This is a genomic window from Bariatricus sp. HCP28S3_F11 (genome assembly GCF_052065395.1).
Lineage (GTDB): Bacteria > Bacillota > Clostridia > Lachnospirales > Lachnospiraceae > Allocoprococcus.
This window is the reverse complement of record NZ_JBQHUC010000072.1, coordinates 1-3,841: the sequence shown is the minus strand read 5'-3', so window position 1 is coordinate 3,841 and position 3,841 is coordinate 1. Positions and strand designations below refer to the sequence as shown.

The following is a 3,841-nucleotide window of genomic DNA, read 5'->3' as shown; positions in this document are numbered from 1 at the left end:
TGAATATATTATCCTAGAGATTTCTGTATCAATCAAAGCCTAACGGCTGTTCAGCTTCGCATTTCGGCCGTTTTGCTCCGCAAAACCGGCCGTTGGGACGCGCCATATGCAAAATGGTGTAAATCTCCCAGAAGCCAGTTCCTATGCCCTTCCCGGCCACGTAGAAGGCGTTACTATGTAATCTTAAAGCTGCAGGCACGCAATAAACGCAGGCACTATCTGCAGCACCTATATCAATCTTCTGAGAGGTGTATGCAATTATCAAACTGTTAATGAGAGAGCTAGATGGGTGCTATCCAGAATGGGACGAGATAAGGGATCAAAAACTTGTCGAGGCATTACTCTTATTGCGCGAGGATGAGAGAAAACTGATCTATCAGCATGTGTTTGAAGAACGGACGTTTGATGATATAAGCCGGATCAATGATTTGCCACCTTACAAGGTGAAAGGAATTTATTATTATGCAATCCGTAAGATCAGAAAATGGATGGGAGGTGTCAAGTGATGAATTTTGAAGAAGTGTTGTTCCGGGCGAAGATGGGAGACCATGTAGCTACTGAACAGATAGTAGAGATGTTCCGACCGTTGCTGATAAAGAACTCTTTGATTAATGGAAGATTTGATGAGGATCTGTACCAGGAGTTGAGAATTGAAGTATTGAAGTGTATTAGAAATTATCAGGAAATGGAGTAGCTTTTGATTAGCTTAGCATGATAATGAAGATAGAGCAGTAATTTTTATCGATGTAAAGATAAGGTTTCTGCTCTGTAATTTTTAATACACAGAGTTTTGCAGATTTGTTATCTGATGTATTTGTCGGATTTGGTTATTGTGCTTGTGATAACAGCAATATAAAGAATAAGGCATTTTAGTGGAATGAGGATTATGTGATAGTTCCTGCCATTTCGTATTTGCATTTCATAAAAATAAAGAGTATTCTGATTTACTAGAGAAGAATATTAGGAAGGAAGGAGAATGAGAGATTCTATGGTGAATATACATTTCCTTACGATTTTACGGGAAGATGAATTTCGTGAGTTGAAGAAAGATTTTCCGCATGATAACGAATTATTACACAGTATCAGATCAATCCGATACTGTAAAGCAGAAGTGTTTCGGGATTGTATTCTGGGAACCTTGCGAGTACCGGAAAAAAATGAAATACGTACACCGCATGTTGTCTGTGGATTTTACATGACAGATAAAGAACTTTTTTTAATTGAGGAGAGTGGGGAACTGAAACACTGGTTAGAGAAAAAGGAAGAACAGTTTCAGGAGCTGAAATCACCGGATCAGTTTCTTCTTAAGATGATGGAATTGATGATTGAAAATGATCTTCTATATTTGTTACATTTGGAAAAAGAAATTGAAAAGATGGAAGATCAGCTTATAAAAGGTGTTGCGGATAATTTCTTTTCGGTTCTTACAAAGTATCGACAGAAACTCTCTGAGCTGGATGCATATTATGAACAGCTGGCTATGATTGGTGATCTATTACAGTCTCAAGATGGACTGCCTATTATCCGTAATACAGAATCGTGGAATCGTTATGCACTCAGGACAGAACGATTGCATAACCATGTGCATTTGCTTAGAGAAAATATACTGCAGTTACGTGAATTGTATCAATCTCAGCAGGATGCACAACAGAATAAAATTATGTGTATATTGACAGTTGTGACAACCTTATTCCTGCCACTTACACTTTTGACTGGATGGTATGGTATGAATTTTGTGAATATGCCAGAGCTACAGTGGAAATACGGATATGTTGCAGTGATTGCAATTGCAGTAATAACAATTATTCTGGAACTCATTTATTTTAAAAAGAAAAAATTGTTGTAGGATAAGATTATCCGTAGAGAGTAAAAGATTATTTTCAGAATTAGGTATTCATTAAAAAGGCTGCACACAATTTTGTATGCAGCCGAATCTATATGAAGAGGTGCCTTTTTCCTCTTTGGCAATATTAGGTTTTGTTATATTTTTACAATCAGAAACGGTTGGAAAAGTATCCACGCATAACGGATACAATACCCTGAAGGAGCAGGAAAAATCCGATTACCCAAGCCATAGCTGCAATACTTGCAAATGGATGTGTGAATGACAGAAAACCAATCACAGTCAGCAGGATTCCAAGTACAGTAAACCAGCCCTTTACTCCCAGTTTTTGAAGGTCAAAGGAATGAACCAGTTTGGTGATACCTGAAAAAATCAGCCACATTCCTAAAATAAAGGAGATTGTCATTGCTGTAAACCATCCATTTCCCAAAATGAATAAAGACATCAGTACGGTCAGAATGCCGTCAGCAAGAAACCAGCCAGATCCTGCCATATAATCATGACCGGATGCAAATATCACGATATCTATAATGCCGGAAAACATCATGGCAACTCCTAAGATAATAGGAAGACCATAAACAGGCAGGGGTTTTATTCCCTGCCCGTTTGAGATTAACCTTCAATGGCAATATAATGGGAGCTGTTTTCTACTGCCGTCTTCTCTTTTGGAACAGTAAAGGAAAGAATACCATTTTCAAATTTCGGATGGATGTCTTCTCTCTGAACGTTATTTCCCACATAAAAGCTCCTGCTTGCATTTCCGGCATAACGCTCGCGGCGGATATATTTCCCTTCTTTATCTTTTTCATCTTTATCCAGACCTTTTGCAGATAATGCGGTGAAGTATACGCCTCCAGGCGGAGAGGTTGTGATATCTACAAAGAAAGAAAAAAGTTTTGTACATGTGCAGATCGCAGATAATGGAAAGGGAATTCCGGATGAAGATAAACCGCATATTTTTGAAATGTTTTATACGGCAAATAATGAAATAACGGATTCGAAACGGAGTCTGGGTCTTGGGCTTGCTCTTTGTAAATCAATTATCAATGCACATGGTGGGAAAATAATGGTTTATGATAATGAACCGAAAGGTGCCATTTTTGATTTTACGGTGCCTGCTGAGGAGGTAGAGATTCAAGAATAATTCAAATATATTAGTGGTAGAAGATGATGCTGCCATTCGCAGTCTTATCACAACCGCCCTTGAGACAGAAAACTATAAATATCATGTGGCAAAAAATGGGAATCAGGCGATTATGGAAGCTGCAACACAGGCACCGGAACTGATCCTGTTGGATCTGGGACTTCCTGACATAGATGGGGTTGATGTAATAAGAAAAATACGTACCTGGTCAACTGTTTCAATTACTGTGATAAGTGCCAGAAGTGAAGATAAAGATAAGATTGATGCCTTGGATGCCGGTGCTGATGATTATATTACCAAGCCATTTTCAACAGCGGAACTTCTTGCAAGAATCAGAAGAAACTATAGGAGAATTCAGTACATACAAAATAATCAGCAGGGGGGAGATCCTGTCTTTCATAATGGCAGTTTGACCATTGATTATCAAATGCAGACAGTATATGTGAAAGAGGAAGAAATTCATGCAACTCCAATTGAATATAAAATCTTATGCCTGTTGGCGAAAAACCTTGGAAGAGTGCTGACTCATACCCACATCGCGAAGGAAATATGGGGAAGTTCTTTGGAAGGAGACATTGCTTCACTCAGGGTTCATGTGGCAACTGTAAGAAAGAAAATAGAAAAGAAAGATAGCTCTAATAAATGTATCCAGACACATATAGGGATTGGCTATTGTATGGTGAAGCAGATAAAAAATTATTGACTGCACTAATCGTGATAGAGTTGGTTAATTAATTTTGAAGTATGGAGCTTCCTGTATACTTTAAAGAGTAAAGGGAATTGACCAAAAAGAATACCTCAAGTAAATTTAGATTATTACTGACCGGGCAGTTAGTAAAATCTAAAAACACAAG

7 protein-coding genes are annotated in these 3,841 nt (G+C 38.1%); 5 read left to right on the top strand and 2 right to left on the bottom strand.

Going from position 1 to position 3,841, the window contains the following annotated elements; all coding sequences use genetic code 11:
- Window positions 1–272: 272 nt before the first annotated feature.
- The 3 genes from ACTNBR_RS16090 (at window position 273) to ACTNBR_RS16080 (ending at window position 1,846) form a co-directional block, all read left to right on the top strand.
- Window positions 273–506 carry a hypothetical protein gene (locus ACTNBR_RS16090; RefSeq protein WP_427806935.1) on the top strand — a complete coding sequence of 78 codons (234 nt, stop codon included), beginning with the start codon at window positions 273–275 and terminating at the stop codon, window positions 504–506.
- Complete coding sequence (locus tag ACTNBR_RS16085; protein WP_427806934.1) at window positions 506–694, top strand: helix-turn-helix domain-containing protein; 189 nt, start codon at window positions 506–508, stop codon at window positions 692–694. Before ACTNBR_RS16090 ends, ACTNBR_RS16085 begins: the two co-directional genes overlap by 1 nt.
- A 282-nt stretch (window positions 695–976) precedes the next feature.
- Entirely contained in the window at window positions 977–1,846 is an 870-nt protein-coding gene (locus tag ACTNBR_RS16080; RefSeq protein ID WP_427806933.1) for a CorA family divalent cation transporter, read from the top strand.
- Window positions 1,847–1,994: 148 nt separating this feature from the next.
- Here ACTNBR_RS16080 and ACTNBR_RS16075 read toward each other — a convergent pair whose 3' ends face one another.
- Together ACTNBR_RS16075 and ACTNBR_RS16070 are read right to left on the bottom strand one after the other, a co-directional pair.
- A complete protein-coding gene (locus ACTNBR_RS16075; RefSeq protein WP_441019207.1) occupies window positions 1,995–2,405 on the bottom strand; it encodes an HdeD family acid-resistance protein in 411 nt (136 codons plus the stop codon).
- 50 nt (window positions 2,406–2,455) lie between these two features.
- Window positions 2,456–2,626, bottom strand: coding sequence for an Hsp20 family protein (locus ACTNBR_RS16070; RefSeq protein ID WP_427806937.1), 171 nt, complete (start codon window positions 2,624–2,626; stop codon window positions 2,456–2,458).
- Window positions 2,627–2,711: 85 nt separating this feature from the next.
- Between ACTNBR_RS16070 and ACTNBR_RS16065 the strand changes: the two genes are divergently transcribed.
- Window positions 2,712–2,987, top strand: a complete 276-nt coding sequence (locus tag ACTNBR_RS16065) for a sensor histidine kinase (RefSeq protein WP_441019205.1) — start codon at window positions 2,712–2,714, stop codon at window positions 2,985–2,987.
- A gap of 13 nt (window positions 2,988–3,000) precedes the next feature.
- Window positions 3,001–3,690 (top strand): response regulator, encoded by a 690-nt coding sequence (locus tag ACTNBR_RS16060; RefSeq protein ID WP_441019203.1) that lies wholly within the window; start codon window positions 3,001–3,003, stop codon window positions 3,688–3,690.
- Window positions 3,691–3,841: the final 151 nt, after the last annotated feature.

Excerpts from the sequence above, each read along its gene's own strand:
- ACTNBR_RS16085 (WP_427806934.1), top strand. The coding sequence starts at position 506 with ATGAATTTTGAAGAAGTGTTGTTCCGGGCGAAGATGGGAGACCATGTA.
- ACTNBR_RS16080 (WP_427806933.1), top strand. The coding sequence starts at position 977 with ATGAGAGATTCTATGGTGAATATACATTTCCTTACGATTTTACGGGAA.
- ACTNBR_RS16090 (WP_427806935.1), top strand. The coding sequence starts at position 273 with ATGAGAGAGCTAGATGGGTGCTATCCAGAATGGGACGAGATAAGGGAT.